Genomic DNA, 13,243 nt, shown 5'->3' on the forward strand with positions numbered 1-13,243 from the left:
AATGACCGCCGACATCATCGAAATCTCACGCCTCGCGCTGCACGACCAGGTGGCTTCGCGCCTGCGCACGATGCTGGTCGAGGGGCATATCGCGCCCGGTGCCAAGCTCAACGAGCGCGAGCTCTGCCTCCAGCTGCGCGTCTCGCGCACGCCGCTGCGCGAGGCCATCAAGCTGCTCGCGGCCGAAGGGCTGGTCGACCTGCTGCCCAACCGCGGCGCGGTGGCGGTGAAGCTCACCGAGGCCGACGTGCTCAACACCTTCGAGGTGCTGGCCATGCTCGAAGGCATGTCGGGCGAGCTGGCGGCCAAGCGCATCACCGACGAAGAACTGGCCGAGGTGCGCGCGCTGCATTACGAAATGATGGCCTGCTTCGCGCGGCGCGATCTCTCGGGCTACTACCGCCTCAACGCGCGCATCCACACCGCCATCAACGAGGCCGCGGGCAACCCGGTGCTGGCCGGCACCTACCGCTCCATCAATGCCCGCGTGCAGTCGCTGCGCTTTCGCACCAACCAGGACGAGGCCAAGTGGAAGCACGCGGTCGAGGAGCACGAACAGATGGTCCAGGCGCTGGCCGCGCGCGATGCGCCGGCGATGCGCAAGGTGCTGGTCGCGCACCTGATGCGCAAGCGCGACACGGTGCTCGAGCTGATGCGCACCGGCCAGATCTATCCCCAGGCCCACAACAAGGCGAGCTGAGCTTCACCACCACACCATGCGCGTCGATCCCGCCAGCCACATCCAGCCCGCCGGAACCGTTCTTCCGCCCAACGACACCTGCGAGCTGCTCGCACGCCGGCTGCGCGCCGAGACCGAAGGCGAGGTGCTGTTCGACGACGGCTCGCGCGGCCGCTACGCCACCGATGCGTCGATCTACCAGATCACGCCGGTCGGCGCCTTCGTGCCGACGAATGAACGCGACATTGCCACCGCCATCGACATCGCACGCGACCTGAAGGTGCCGGTGCTCGCGCGCGGCGGCGGCACCAGCCAGTGCGGCCAGACCACGGGCGCCGCGCTGGTGATCGACAACAGCAAGCATTTCCGCCGCGTGCTCGACGTGAACGTGGAGGAGGGCACGGCCACCGTCGAGCCCGGCCTGGTGCTCGACCACCTCAATGCGCAGCTCAAGCCGCACGGCCTGTGGTACCCGGTGGACGTGTCGACCAGCGCGCAGGCCACGCTGGGCGGCATGGCGGGCAACAACTCCTGCGGCTCGCGCTCCATCGCCTACGGCAACATGGTGCACAACGTGCTGGGCGCGAGCGCCTGGCTCTCGAGCGGCGAGCTGGTGGAGTTCGGCCCGCAATCCACGTTGGGCGCCCGCGCGGCGGGCATCGCGAAGTTCGTGCACGGGCTCGCGCTGGCGCACCGCGAGCAGATCCACGCCCACTGGCCCAAGGTGCTGCGCCGCGTGGCCGGCTACAACCTCGACATCTTCGACAACCAGAGCGAGCGCCCCTATACCGCCGACGGCAGCGTGAACCTCGCGCACCTTTTGATCGGCGCCGAAGGAACGCTGGCCTACACGAGGAGCCTCAAGCTCAAGCTCGCGCCGCTGCCGCGGGCCAAGGTGCTGGGCATCGTGAACTTCCCGACCTTCCATGCGGCCATGGATGCGGCGCAGCACATCGTGAAGCTGGGCCCCACGGCGGTGGAGCTGGTCGACCGCACGATGATCGAGCTGAGCCTGGCCAACCCGGCCTTCAAGCCCACGGTCGAAACCGCGCTGATCGGCAAGCCCGCGGCCATCCTGCTGGTGGAGTTTGCCGGTGCCGACAAGGCCGCTTTGCTGCCGCAACTGAAGCAACTGGTCGAGCTGATGGGCGACTTGGGCCTGCCCGGCAGCGTGGTCGAAATGCCCGACGACGCGCGCCAGAAGAACCTGTGGGAAGTGCGCAAGGCCGGCCTCAACATCATGATGAGCCTGAAGGGCGACGGCAAGCCGGTGAGCTTCATCGAGGACTGCGCCGTGCCGCTCGAGCACCTGGCCGAATACACCGATGCATTGACCGAGGTGTTTGCGAGGTACGGCAGCCGCGGCACCTGGTATGCGCACGCCTCGGTCGGCACGCTGCACGTGCGGCCGATCCTGGACATGCGCACCGACGGCGGCGCCAAGATGCGCGCGATTGCGGAAGAAGCCGCGGCGCTGGTGCGCAAGTACAAGGGCGCCTTCAGCGGCGAGCATGGCGACGGCCTGTGCCGCGGCGAGTGGATCGAGTGGCAGTTCGGCCCGGCCCTCAACGAGGCCTTCCGCGCCATCAAGCAGGAGCTCGATCCGGCCCACCTGTTCAACCCCGGCAAGATCGTCGACCCGCCGCGCATGGACGATGCATCGCTGTTCCGCTTTGCGCCGCCCACCGCGCCCAGGCCCTACCGGCGCATCGAACTCAAGCCCGTGCTCGACTGGTCGGCCTGGAACGTCAATGCCGACCCGGTGACCGAGCAGACCACCGCGCCCGGCACCGGCGGCGACAGCACCGGCGGCCTCGCCAAGGCCGTGGAGATGTGCAACAACAACGGCCACTGCCGCAAGTTCGACGCCGGCACCATGTGCCCGAGCTACCGCGTGACGCGCGACGAGCAGCACCTCACGCGCGGGCGCGCCAACACGCTGCGCCTCGCGCTCTCGGGCCAGCTCGGTGCCGATGCATTCACCGGCGAAGAGATGCACGAGACCATGGACCTGTGCGTTGGCTGCAAGGGCTGCAAGCGCGACTGCCCGACCGGCGTCGACATGGCGAAGATGAAGATCGAGTTTCTCGACCACTACAAGAAGCGCCACGGCCACTCGCTCAAGGACAGGCTGGTGGCCCGCATGCCCGACTACGCCCACAGGGCGAGCCGCGTGCCCTGGCTCATGAACCTGCGCAACACCGTGCCCGGCGCGGCCTGGCTGGGCGAGAAGCTGCTGGGTTTTTCAGCGCGCCGGTCGCTGCCCCAATGGCGCTCGGACACCTTCTGGCGCGCCAAGGCCGACCTGCACGGCATGTTCGCCAGCCGCGAGGCCGTGCTGTCGGTGCAGGCGAACGGCGGCCGCGCCGCGGTGCTTTTCGTCGACACCTTCAACGGCACCTTCGAAAGCGAGAACGCGCTGGCGGCGGCACGCGTGCTCAAGGCCGCGGGCTACACGCTGCACACGGTCGAGAAGAGCGGCGGGCATCACTGCTGCGGCCGCACCTTCCTGGCCAGCGGCATGGTTGGCGAGGCCAAGCGCCGTGCCGAGGCGCTGATCGATGCGCTCAGGCCCCTCGCCGAGGCCGGCATTGCCATCGTCGGGCTCGAGCCGTCGTGCCTGCTCACGCTGCGCGACGAAACCCTGGTGATGGGCTTCGGCAAGAAGGCCGAAACCGTGGCGAAGCAGGCTTTGCTGTTCGAGGAGTTCATTGCGCGCGAACTCAAGGCCGGCCGCTTCAAGCTCGCGCTCACGCCGGCCACGGCGCCGATCCTGCTGCACGGCCATTGCCACCAGAAGGCCTTCGGCGCAGTCAGCCCGATATTGGATGTGCTTCGGCTCATTCCCGGCGCCGAGCCCGAGCTGATCGAAAGCTCCTGCTGCGGCATGGCCGGCAGTTTCGGCTACGAAGCGCGGCACATCGACGTGTCGATGCAGATGGCCGAGGCCAGCCTGCTGCCCGCGATCCGCGCGCGGCCCGACGCCATCGTGGTGGCCGACGGCACCAGCTGCCGCCACCAGATCGGCGACGGCGTGCAGCGCGAGGCGGTGCACGTGGCGGTGCTGCTGGAGCGGCACCTGGTGCCGCCAACCCTGCCGCCCGATCAGGCTTAGCGGCTGGCACACAATGACGCGATGAATGCAGCATCGCGCAGCACCAGCAGCGAAACCATCGAGCCGGGCTTTGCCTTGTTCGAAACCGCAATCGGCACCTGCGCGCTGGCCTGGGGTCCGCGCGGGCTCGTCGGCGTGCAACTGCCTGAAGAAAACGGCGCAGCCGGCACGCGGGCGCGCATGCGGCGCCGTTTCCCCGCGTTGCCCGAGGCCGATCCTCCTGAAAGTGCACAGGGCGCGATCGCGGCTATCCAGGGATTGCTGCGGGGCGAATCCGACGACCTCAGCGACATCGTGCTCGACATGGGCGCCGTGTCGGAATTCCACCAGCGCATCTATGCGATTGCGCGGCGCATTCCGCCCGGGCAGACGCGCACCTATGGCGAGATCGCGGCCGAACTCGGCGACAAGGGCCTGTCGCGCGCGGTGGGCCAGGCCATGGGCCACAACCCGTTCGCGCCCGTGGTGCCGTGCCACCGCGTGCTGGCCGCGGGCAACAAGCCCGGTGGCTTTTCGGCGGGCGGCGGCGCGCTGACCAAACTGCGCATGCTCGACATCGAAGGCGCGCGCCCGAACGGAATGGCTTCGCTTTTCTAGCAGCCTCCGGAGGCCGTCACGCCGCCGCAACCGGCAGCCGGTGCAGCCCCGCAATGCGCGAGGTAAAAATGATTCCCGCCTGCAGCACGAAACCCGCCAGCGCGAGCAGCAGGCAGGCCGGCTCGCCCCACGCGGCACCCACCGCGCCGCCCAGCGCGGCGCCGATCGGCCGGGCGCCCGCATTGATGGTGAGGAACACCGCCGACACCCGGCCCAGCATCGCCCCGGCCGTGACGCTCTGCCGCAGCGTGGTGGTGGTGATGATCCAGACCATCGGCCCGGCACCGAACAGAAAGAACGACAGCGCGGCCAGCGATGCGGCCGGCACCAGCAGCGTGGCCGCCATGGCCGCCGCGGCCACCACCGCCACCGCGGGCCCGATCTGGATCGCACGGCCGAACGGCAGGCGCGCCACCACGCGCGATGTCAGCAGCGCGCCCGCCACCATGCCCGCGCCGTACATCGCCAGCGTGAAGCCGACCGCCTGCGCGCCAAGGCCGAGCACCCGCACCGCATACGGCACGTAGCCGGCCTGCAGCACGAACCACGAGATGTTGAAGACCGCGCCCGTCGTCAGCATGGGCCGCAGCAATTCGTGCTGCCAGACAAAGCGCGCGCCATCGCGCACATCGAGCAGCGGATGGCGCTGCGATGCAGCCGGGCGCGGCGCCTCGGCCAGGCGCAGCAGCAGGCCGACTGCCGACATCGACAGCACGGCCGCCAGCACGAAGGCCGTCGGAGCACCCGCCCACGCAACCAGTGCGCCCGCCAGCGCAGGCCCGGCCGTGAATGCGGCGCTGCGCGCAAGCTCCAGCCGGCCGTTGGCCTCGGCCAAGGCGTCGCGCGGCACGAGCGCCGGCACCAGCGCGGGCGCCGCGACGCTGAAGCCCACGGTGCCGACCGCGCCCAGGAACCCGAGCACCGCGAGCCAGCCGATGCCGAGGCTGGACGCCAGCACCAGGGCCAGCAGCACCAGCAGCGAGGCGGCGCGCAACCCCTCGGACGCGACCATCAGCCGCTGCCGCGACATGCGATCGGCCAGCAGGCCAAGCGGCATCGACAGCAATAGAAAAGGCAGCGTCTGAATGGCGGCAAGGAAGCCGATCTCGCCCGGCCCGGCACCGAGCACGAGCACCGCGACCAGAGGCACCGCCGCAAGGCTCAGCTGCTCGGCGGACTGTGCCGCGAGGTTGGACCACGCGAGGTGGACAAAGGGGCGGGGAAGGGGGGCTTTCATGCGGCAGGGTGCTTCATGTGGGAGGAAGCACCCATGCTGCGGGCGCGCGCCGTCCGGCGCTGGCCGTTTACGGACCTGCGAGCGCCATTGCGGCTTGCGAGTCCGAGGCCCTCATTTCCTCGAACCATTGCGCGACGCATGCGGCTTCCGGCGCGGCGTCGGGTGCCAGGCCGTAGTAGTAGCGGTTCAGCGTCATGCGCAGCGAGGGCAGCGGCGACTGCAGCCGGCCCGAGGCCAGGTCGTGCGCCACCAGCGAGGTTGGCGCCAAGGCAATGCCGAGCCCGTCGACCGCGGCCTGCAGCACGAAGTGCAGGTGGTCGAACTGCAGCCGCCCCGCCGGCTTGGCGCGCGGTGCGCCGACGTGCTTCTTCCAGGCGTCCCAGTCTTCCTTGCGCGTGCGGGCCGACAGCTGCACGTGCGAGGCCAGCGCGCGCAGGTCCGAAAGCGGATGTGCCTTGAACAGCGCCGGTGCGCCGACCACCAGCACTTCGTCCTCGAGGAAAGGGCGAAGCTCGATGGAGGGCGGCCAGCCCTCAAGCCCGCGGCGCACGGCAATGTCGAAGCTGCCCGCGGCCTGCTCGGGCATGACCGTGCTCGTGACCACCTGCGGTTCAATCTCCGGAAAGCGCTCGACGAACGAAGGCAGGCGCGGAATGAGCCAGCGCACCGCGAAGGAGGGCCGCACGTTGATCCTCACGGCACGGGCCGGCCCCTGTGCCTGCAGCGCACGCGCCGCCGCATGGATCTGCGCGATGGCCGGGCCTGCCTCGGCAAAGAACTGCTGTCCTTCCGCGGTCAGGGCGACCTGGCGAATGCGGCGCTCGAACAGCGCGACGCCCAGGCATTCTTCGAGGCTCTTGATCTGCCGGCTCACCGCGCTGTGGGTCACGTGGAGTTCGATGGCCGCGCGCGTGAAGCTCTGGTGGCGGGCCGCGGCGACGAAGGCGCGCACGGCATTGAGGGGCGGTTCTCGAAGCGGCATGCGTGCAATTTTCTCACGCATGGCGGGCGTTAATGTCGTTTGTCGGCAGGCCGTGCCACGGCGCACCATGCGGACTCGATGCTTCGCACCACGCCCGCTCCAGCGCTCGCTGCCACCGACCTGAACTCCCGCCACGCGGCCATTGCGCTCGGGCTTTCGCTGCCGGCCGATGTCGTGCTCTACCTGCTGCTGCCGATGTATGCGGGACAGTTCGGCGTCACGCTGGCGGAGGCCGGCATGCTGCTTGCGGCCAATCGGCTCGTGCGCATTGCGGGGTACGGCTGGGTGGCGCGCTTCTATGCGCGCAACGGCGACCGGCTCACCTGCACCATCGCGGTGGTGGCGGCCGCGTTCTGCGGACTCGGCTACGCCACGCTCTCGGGCTTCTGGGCGCTGCTGCCGCTGCGGCTCGTGTGGGGCCTGTGCTTTGCCGCGCTCAACCTGTCGACGCAGTCGCTGGCCACGGCCGAACTGCTGGGTGCGGCGCGCCGCAACGGGCGTTCGCGCGCGCTCATCGCGATGGGACCGGTGCTTGCGCTGCCGCTCGGCGCGTTGCTGGCGCTGTGGGCCGGCCCGCGCGTCATCTTCTGCATTCTTGCCGCGTTCTCGCTGGCGGCGGTGCTGGCCACGCGGCGCCTGCCTTCGGCGCCGCACGGCAGCGCACACAGCCGGCCTGCGCGCCGCTTCGGGCGGCCCAACAGCCTCGACGCCTGGTCGTTCATGGAAGGGCTCACGCTCGACGGGCTCTTCATCGTCGGCCTGTCCTACCTGGGCAAGGACCTGATGCCGGGCGGCGCGGTGGTGATGGCCGGCTCGCTGATGGCGCTGCGCTACCTGGCGGAAATCCTGCTGAGCCCGGTCGGCGGCCACATGGCGGAGCGCTTCGGCGCCGAGCGGCTGCTGGTGAGCCTCTCGCTCGTGACGGCGATCGCGCTGGCGGGCTTCGGGCTGGGCTGGCTGTGGAGCTGCGCGGCATCGATCGTGGTGCTGCGCGCCTTGCAGCTGCCCTTGCTGCCGCCCATCGTGGCGCGCCGCACCCCGGGGCCCGGGCGCATGCATGCGCTGGCCGCGCGCGCGGTGTGGCGCGACATCGGCGCCGGCATCGGGCCGCTGCTGGCCGGGCTCCTGCTGCCGGCCGTGGCATCGTCGTGGCTCTACGGCATTTGCGCGCTGCTGCTGGCCGCGGCGGCACTGGCCTGCGGCAGGAACCCGTCGGCATCACCGGACCAGAAACAAGGAGTGATCCCATGACCCATGCCATCGACACCATCGAACGGCTCGAAGCGCTGTTCGGCGAAGCCGGCGAGGCCTCGCTCAAGAAGGAGGTGCCCTGGCTGCACCCGAGCTACCAGGCGCTGATTGCCGCTTCGCCTTTCGCGGTGCTCGCCACCAGCGGGCCCGGCGGGCTCGACGCCTCGCCGCGCGGCGACCCGCCCGGCTTCGTGGCGGTGCAGGACGAGAAGACGCTGCTGCTGCCCGAGCGCCGCGGCAACAACCGCATCGACAGCCTGCGCAACATCGTGGCCGACCCGCGCGTGGCGCTGCTGTTCCTGATTCCCGGCGTGGGCGAGACCTTGCGCGTGAACGGCAGGGCGCGCATCACGACCGAGCCCGGGCTCATGGCGCGCTTTGCGATGGAGGGCAAGCTGCCGCAGTGCGTGATCGAGATCGGGGTCGAGTCGGTTTTCTTCCAGTGCGCGCGCGCCATCCAGCGCTCGAAACTGTGGGCGCCGCTGCCGGCGGAATCGCGCCGCGAGGTGCCCACGCCCGGCGCCATCCTGTCGGCGCTGACCGATGCCGCGTTCGACGGCGAGGCCTACGACCGCGAGCTGCCGGCGCGGCAGCGCTCCACCTTGTATTGAGCAGCGCCCCGCGGCTCGTCAGGGTTGTGGCGATTCCTGTTGTTGTTGCTGCTGAGCCCGCATGATCTGGTGGCGCTGCCAGTAGCGGCCGACCGCGCCCTTGAAGTTTTCCTTCTGCTTGCCGAGGCCGCCCACCTTGACCTTGGTGGTGCGCGCGCCGAGCATGCCCTTGTCGTGGTGCGTGACCACCAGCAGGTCGCCGAAGGTGTTGTCCTGGAAAGTCAGGTTCTTGACTTCGTCCCAGCCGATGGTCGAGCCGCCGTCCACGCTCTGACGCAGGCCCGCATGGCTCACCTCGATGTTCTCGCCGTTCTTCAGCGCGAACGCGACCGGCGGAAAGTGGCGCAGCACCACGGCGCGCTCTTCTTCGGTGGCCGGCTCGTAGCGGTAGGCGAGGCTCAGTTCGTGGTTCTGCACGAAGCGCTGCTCGTAGTCGCTCCACAGCCGCTGTTCGATGGCGGCGGCGGTTTCGATGTCGTCGGCCCACGAGGCCGCGGGCGCGGTCGCGACGATGGCGCCGTAGGCGCTCTCGGGCACGTGGTGGCCGACGTTGCGCATGCGTTCGAGCAGCGGCGGATGGCTGTCGTAGGGATGCGGCACGTCGGCGGTCTTCATGGTTTCGACGAACGCATCCGAATTGGCATAAGGCGGCAGGCCCGCGGCCACGAAGCCGGCGATGCCCAGCGCGCCGTCGTGCTGGCGGTCCTGCGCAAAGAGCTTGCGTTCGACGTCGTTGCGGTAGCTCGCATAGGCTGCGATCTTGATGAGCGACTGCACGATGGCGCCCGGCGCCGTGAGGCTCGCGGCGACGCTGTCGGCCTTGTACTCGCGCTCGCGGCTGTCGCGCGCCAGGGCAAAGGCGAAGATCATGCGGTAGAGGCGCAGCAGGTAGTGCGCCACGATGCTCAGCCCGCCCTCGCGCATCTTCCAGGTGTACTGGTCGAACTGCAGCAGCTTGGGTCCGAGCGCCGCGCTGCTGCGGGTGTCGCCGCCGCCCAGGTGGGCCAGCTCGTGCGCCAGCACCGCGTCGGCCTCGGACTGGTCGAGCACGCGCAGCAGCGGAATGCTCACGAACAGCGTGCGGCCTTGCAGCGTGCGTCCGCCCACCTCGCAGGGCGCCTCGGTGACGAAGAAGTTGGTGTCGATGCCGGCCACGATCTGGTCGGGCGGCGCGGTCTTCACGCGCGCGGCCAGCTGGCGGATGCGCTCCCACAGGCGCGGTGCATCGGCCTCGGCCACCACTTCGCCCTCGATCTCGTTGCCGAAGGGCAGCTTCTTGAACAGCGTGTAGATCGCATAGAACACGGCCACCGCGGCCGCGATGCCCGCGATGATGATCAGCTTGACGTAGTAGCTCTGCATGAAGTACGCCGTGAGCCAGAACGACAGCCACACCAGCATCGCGCCCTGCAGCGCGACCTCGAGCGCGCTCGACACCGTCATGAGCCGCCAGCCCGCCACAAAGCTCGCATAGCGCAGGCCGCGGTTGGCAAAGGCCAGTGCGCCCAGCACCAGCGCCGCCGCGAGCAGTGCCGCGCCCAGCACCAGCGTCCAGCCGGCGGCGCGGTCGGCCCAGTGGAACTGCCAGTGCATCGAATAGGGGCTGCACACCTTGTCGTGGAAGTTCTTGTCCTCCGGCGCGGTTGCGCTGCAGGCCCTGGAGAGCGGATGGCTGCGGTAGAACTCGGTGGCCTGCGCCTTGTCGCCGGCGGACAGGCGGGTGTCGGAGGCGATGCGCTTCTCGATCGCCTGCAGGAATTCGGCGTCTTCCGTGCGCAGCGCGTACTCCGTGAAGACCAGCGTCGCCGCCGGAATGGCGAAGAGCGACACCAGGGTCAGAAGGAAGACGCGAAAAAGGTCGGCATGGATCGTTCGGGCGAGGGCCATGGGGTGCTGCTCCTGGATGCGATGTTGTGATTGGTTGTGGCGAAATTTCCGGGACAGCCGATAGCGTAGCGGCCGTTTGGCGCGTTGCGCATGGCGGACATCGTTCACGCGACCAGTGTGAATACCAAGGTCGTACTCTTTGCCCAGAATTAGCAACAGCCGGTCGGCGACCCCACGCCTGCACCGGATGCCGCGCTTGGCGACAATCGGTCCAATGCGTTCTTCGTCTCCCTTTTTCAAGATGGCCCTGCTGCTGGGCCTGCTCTCCGCCATCGGGCCCTTCGCCATCGACATGTACCTGCCGGCGCTGCCGGCCATCGGCCAGGCGCTGCGCGCCGACATCGGCGCGGTGCAGATGAGCCTCACGGCGTTCTTCCTTTCGCTGGGCGCGGGCCAGCTGCTGTACGGCCCGGTCTCGGACATGGTCGGGCGCAAGCCGCCGTTGTATGCCGGGCTGGTGCTGTTCGCGCTGGCGAGCGTGGGCTGCGCGCTGGCCACCGACATCCACACGCTGATTGCGCTGCGCTTCGTGCAGGGCCTGGGCGCGGCGGCCGGCATGGCGATCCCGCGCGCGGTGGTGCGCGACCTGCACACCGGCACCGATGCCGCACGGCTCATGTCGCTGCTGATCCTGGTGTTCAGCGTGTCGCCGATCCTCGCGCCGCTGGCGGGCAGCGCCGTGATCGCGGTGGCGGGCTGGCGCGGCGTGTTCTGGGCCGTGACCCTCGCCGCTGTGGCGGGCCTCGCGATGATGGTCACGCAGCTGCGCGAAACGCGGCCGCCTTCGGAGCGCGTCGAAAGCAGCCTCGGCAGCGCCCTGTCGGCGTACTGGCTGCTGCTGCGCGACTGGCATTACCTCGGGCTGGTGTTCATCGGCGGCTTCGCGATGGCGGGCTTCTTCACCTACCTGGCGAATTCGTCGTTCGTGATGATCGACCACTACGGCCTGTCGCCCGCGCTCTACAGCGTGGCCTTCGGCGTGAACGCGGCGGCCTTCATCGGCGCCTCGCAGTTCACGGGTTCGCTGGGCGAGCGCTTCGGGCTGGTGGGTCTCGTCAAGTTCGGCGTGGTGGCCTCGGGCATCGCGATGCTGGCCATGTTCGCGTACTTCGCGGCGGGCGGCGACAGCCTCTGGGTGCTGATCGTGCTGTACTTCATCGCCTCCGGCTTCATGGGCCTGGTGATTCCGACCACCGGCGTGCTCGCGCTGGAAATGCACGGCGCCATCGCGGGCACGGCCTCGGCGCTGCTCGGCACGCTGCAGATGCTGACCGGCGCGCTGGCGATGGCGGTGGTGGGCCTCTTTACCGACGGCCGCCCGCTGCCGATGGTGACCGGCATGGCCGGCGGCGCGCTGATCGCGCTGGTGCTGACCTGGCTCACGCTGGGCAGCGTGCGGTCCGAACCCACGCGCAGGACGCAAGAGGCGTGAGCGGCGCGGCACACATGCAGGCCGCGGCGACAGCCGACGACCAGGCCGCGCAGCAGTTCGATGGCCTGGACCTGCCCGCGCGCCGGCGCGCGATGCTGGTGATCATCCTCGGCATCATGGTGGCGGTGCTCGACGGCACCATCGTCAACCTGGCGCTGCCGGGCATTGCACGCGAACTGCAGGCCAGCCCCTCGCATGCCATCTGGGTGGTCAACGCCTACCAGATCGCCACGCTGGTCATGCTGCTGCCGCTCGCGTCGCTCGGCGACCTGGTCGGCTACCGGCGGGTCTACCTGGTGGGCATGGCGGTGTTCACGGTGTCCTCGATCGGCGCCACCTTCGCCGATTCGCTCGCCACGCTGATTGCCGCGCGCACCTTCCAGGGCCTGGGCGCGGCCGGCATCATGAGCGTGAACGCGGCGCTGGTGCGGCTGACCTTTCCGTCGGCGCTGCTGGGCCGCGGCATGGCGATCAACTCGATGGTGGTGGCCACGTCCTCGGTGGCCGGGCCCTCGGTGGCGGCCGCCATTCTCTCGGTGGCTTCGTGGCCGTGGCTGTTTGCCATCAACGTGCCGCTGGGCGCCATCACGCTGGCGCTCGGCCTGCGGGCGCTGCCGTTCAACCGCGTGGCGCCGGCGGCGGGCCTGCGCTTTTCGCCAATCGACGTGGCGCTCAACGTGCTGATGTTCTCGCTGGTGTTCCTGGGCGTCGACCGGCTGGGCGTGCGCGAGGGCGGCGTGCCCGGCGGCTCGCAGTCGTCGGCCTGGCTCATCCTGCTGGCCGGCGTGGCGGTGGGCTTCGTCTATCTGCGGCGGCAGCGCAGGCTGGCGGTGCCGCTGTTTCCGATCGACCTGCTGCGCATTCCGGTGTTCGCGCTTTCGATGGGCACTTCGGTCGCCGCCTTCTGCGCGCAGATGCTGGCCTACATTGCGCTGCCGTTCCTGCTGCTCGAGGTGTACGGCCGCAGCCACATCGAGGCCGGGCTGCTCATCACCGCCTGGCCGCTGGCCATCGTGGCGATGGCGCCGATCGCGGGCCGGTTGATCGGGCGCTACCCGGACGGGCTGCTCGGCGGCATCGGGCTGGGCCTGCTCGCCACTGGCCTGGCGCTGCTGGCGGCGCTGCCGGCGCATCCGGGCAACGCCGACATCGCCTGGCGCATGGCGCTGTGCGGGTTGGGCTTCGGCCTGTTCCAGTCGCCCAACAACCACACCATCGTGACCTCGCCGCCGGCGCACCGCAGCGGCGCGGCCAGCGGCATGCTGGGCACGGCGCGCCTCACGGGGCAGACGCTCGGCGCGGTGGTGCTGGCCGGCGTGTTCAGCGTCTGGAGCCCGCATGGCGGCCATGGGCCGGTGGTGGCGCTGGTGCTGGCGGCCTGCTGCGCGGGCCTGGCGGCGGTCTTCAGCAGCCTGCGGCTGAAGACGACGGGGCCGGGCGGCTGAATCGGTT

10 protein-coding genes are annotated in these 13,243 nt (G+C 69.8%); 7 read left to right on the top strand and 3 right to left on the bottom strand.

Annotated features, from left to right (window positions below):
- The first annotated feature begins 1 nt into the window (after nucleotide 1).
- From ACAM54_RS12580 to ACAM54_RS12590, 3 genes are read left to right on the top strand one after another with little or no spacing between them, the layout of a single operon-like run.
- Complete coding sequence (locus ACAM54_RS12580; protein WP_145747436.1) at nucleotides 2-700, top strand: GntR family transcriptional regulator; 699 nt, start codon at nucleotides 2-4, stop codon at nucleotides 698-700.
- Between the two features lie 16 nt (nucleotides 701-716).
- Complete coding sequence (locus ACAM54_RS12585; protein WP_369650888.1) at nucleotides 717-3,794, top strand: FAD-binding and (Fe-S)-binding domain-containing protein; 3,078 nt, start codon at nucleotides 717-719, stop codon at nucleotides 3,792-3,794.
- Nucleotides 3,795-3,815: 21 nt separating this feature from the next.
- Nucleotides 3,816-4,391, top strand: coding sequence for a methylated-DNA--[protein]-cysteine S-methyltransferase (locus ACAM54_RS12590; RefSeq protein ID WP_369650889.1), 576 nt, complete (start codon nucleotides 3,816-3,818; stop codon nucleotides 4,389-4,391).
- Between the two features lie 16 nt (nucleotides 4,392-4,407).
- On the opposite strand, the gene ACAM54_RS12595 is transcribed toward ACAM54_RS12590, so the two are convergent.
- A complete protein-coding gene (locus tag ACAM54_RS12595; RefSeq protein WP_369650890.1) occupies nucleotides 4,408-5,628 on the bottom strand; it encodes an MFS transporter in 1,221 nt (406 codons plus the stop codon).
- A gap of 67 nt (nucleotides 5,629-5,695) precedes the next feature.
- Nucleotides 5,696-6,610 (bottom strand): LysR substrate-binding domain-containing protein, encoded by a 915-nt coding sequence (locus ACAM54_RS12600; protein ID WP_192324655.1) that lies wholly within the window; start codon nucleotides 6,608-6,610, stop codon nucleotides 5,696-5,698.
- A gap of 78 nt (nucleotides 6,611-6,688) precedes the next feature.
- Between ACAM54_RS12600 and ACAM54_RS12605 the strand changes: the two genes are divergently transcribed.
- Nucleotides 6,689-7,861: an MFS transporter gene (locus ACAM54_RS12605; protein WP_369650891.1), complete on the top strand. Its 1,173-nt coding sequence runs from the start codon at nucleotides 6,689-6,691 to the stop codon at nucleotides 7,859-7,861.
- The gene (locus ACAM54_RS12610) at nucleotides 7,858-8,472 is read left to right on the top strand and encodes a pyridoxamine 5'-phosphate oxidase family protein (protein ID WP_145747442.1); all 615 of its coding nucleotides are present in this window, start codon (nucleotides 7,858-7,860) and stop codon (nucleotides 8,470-8,472) included. Before ACAM54_RS12605 ends, ACAM54_RS12610 begins: the two co-directional genes overlap by 4 nt.
- Nucleotides 8,473-8,490: 18 nt before the next feature.
- Here the strand turns inward: ACAM54_RS12610 and ACAM54_RS12615 are convergent, their stop codons facing one another.
- A complete protein-coding gene (locus tag ACAM54_RS12615) occupies nucleotides 8,491-10,359 on the bottom strand; it encodes a M48 family metallopeptidase (protein WP_369650892.1) in 1,869 nt (622 codons plus the stop codon).
- A gap of 214 nt (nucleotides 10,360-10,573) precedes the next feature.
- Between ACAM54_RS12615 and ACAM54_RS12620 the strand changes: the two genes are divergently transcribed.
- Together ACAM54_RS12620 and ACAM54_RS12625 are read left to right on the top strand one after the other, a co-directional pair.
- Nucleotides 10,574-11,791, top strand: a complete 1,218-nt coding sequence (locus ACAM54_RS12620; protein WP_369650893.1) for a multidrug effflux MFS transporter — start codon at nucleotides 10,574-10,576, stop codon at nucleotides 11,789-11,791.
- 14 nt (nucleotides 11,792-11,805) lie between these two features.
- On the top strand, nucleotides 11,806-13,236 hold the full coding sequence (locus ACAM54_RS12625; RefSeq protein WP_369650969.1) for an MFS transporter: 1,431 nt from the start codon (nucleotides 11,806-11,808) through the stop codon (nucleotides 13,234-13,236).
- Nucleotides 13,237-13,243: the final 7 nt, after the last annotated feature.

This window comes from Variovorax sp. V93 (genome assembly GCF_041154485.1).
Classification (GTDB): domain Bacteria; phylum Pseudomonadota; class Gammaproteobacteria; order Burkholderiales; family Burkholderiaceae_C; genus Variovorax; species Variovorax beijingensis_A.

Coding starts and splice junctions, on each gene's coding strand:
- ACAM54_RS12620 (WP_369650893.1), top strand. CDS start 10,574: ATGCGTTCTTCGTCTCCCTTTTTCAAGATGGCCCTGCTGCTGGGCCTG.
- ACAM54_RS12615 (WP_369650892.1), bottom strand. CDS start 10,359: ATGGCCCTCGCCCGAACGATCCATGCCGACCTTTTTCGCGTCTTCCTT.
- ACAM54_RS12595 (WP_369650890.1), bottom strand. CDS start 5,628: ATGAAAGCCCCCCTTCCCCGCCCCTTTGTCCACCTCGCGTGGTCCAAC.
- ACAM54_RS12610 (WP_145747442.1), top strand. CDS start 7,858: ATGACCCATGCCATCGACACCATCGAACGGCTCGAAGCGCTGTTCGGC.
- ACAM54_RS12625 (WP_369650969.1), top strand. CDS start 11,806: ATGCAGGCCGCGGCGACAGCCGACGACCAGGCCGCGCAGCAGTTCGAT.
- ACAM54_RS12580 (WP_145747436.1), top strand. CDS start 2: ATGACCGCCGACATCATCGAAATCTCACGCCTCGCGCTGCACGACCAG.
- ACAM54_RS12605 (WP_369650891.1), top strand. CDS start 6,689: ATGCTTCGCACCACGCCCGCTCCAGCGCTCGCTGCCACCGACCTGAAC.
- ACAM54_RS12600 (WP_192324655.1), bottom strand. CDS start 6,610: ATGCCGCTTCGAGAACCGCCCCTCAATGCCGTGCGCGCCTTCGTCGCC.
- ACAM54_RS12590 (WP_369650889.1), top strand. CDS start 3,816: ATGAATGCAGCATCGCGCAGCACCAGCAGCGAAACCATCGAGCCGGGC.
- ACAM54_RS12585 (WP_369650888.1), top strand. CDS start 717: ATGCGCGTCGATCCCGCCAGCCACATCCAGCCCGCCGGAACCGTTCTT.